The organism is Sphingomonas sp. RS6 (assembly GCF_054489705.1).
On record NZ_JBTMWM010000024.1, the window covers coordinates 1 to 827 of the forward strand.

1 protein-coding gene is annotated in these 827 nt (G+C 62.4%); it reads right to left on the reverse strand.

Annotated elements, in window-relative coordinates; all coding sequences use genetic code 11:
- On the reverse strand, nt 1-709 hold a 709-nt coding region (locus ACX40Y_RS18190; protein WP_459120985.1), incomplete at its 3' end, for a tyrosine-type recombinase/integrase.
- Nucleotides 710-827: the final 118 nt, after the last annotated feature.

Genomic DNA, 827 nt, shown 5'->3' on the forward strand with positions numbered 1-827 from the left:
GTGTGGGGCGATCCGAAGCGCCAAGGCAACCGATGGCTGCCCCTCGTAGCCGTCGATGGCGCGTAAGAGCGCGCCGACCTCGGCGGGTTCGATGATCGCGGCATGATGCTTGACCTTGGGCGTGATCAGGGCCCTGGAGATCGGCGGTCGCATCTCTCTGCGCTCGTCCGGTGGCGATCGCGTAGCGAATGACGCTGCTACAGGTACTGCGGAGGCGTCGTGCCGTCTCATAGCGGCCTCGGACTTCTACCGTCCTCAATACGGTGAGCAGCTCTGGCGCGCTGATGTCGCCGATCGGTCGAGTGCCGATCAGCGGCTTGGCGAATGCGATCAGCCACCGGAGCTTTTCGAGGGTCTTCGCCGCTCGCCCTTCCGCCTCGATCTTCTTCAGCCATTCGTCGGCGACGGTGGCGAACGTGTCTCCGGCCGAAATGCTGTCGACGCCGCGCGTCAGTTTGCCGTAGGAGGAGGGGTTGATGCCCTTCTCGAGCAGTTTCCGAGCGTTCTCTCGGCGCTCGCGCGCTTCCTTCATGGAGACGTTAGGATAGACGCCCAGCGCCACCGTGCCGCACTTGCCGTCGTGACGATAATCCCATCGCCAGTACCGACCACCGCCAGGCTGAACGAGGAGGTACATGCCGTGCATGTCCTGCGTTTTGAACGGCTTTTCCCGCGGCTTGATTCGACGGACGGCTGCATCGGTGAGCATGACGGCATCTCCTCCGCTGGCGCAGTGCTGATACCGTCAAATATACCGCCAAGAACCGCGGGTTCCAATGGACCGACCCGGATTTGAGTGGATCACATACCGTCAAAAACCACGCAAA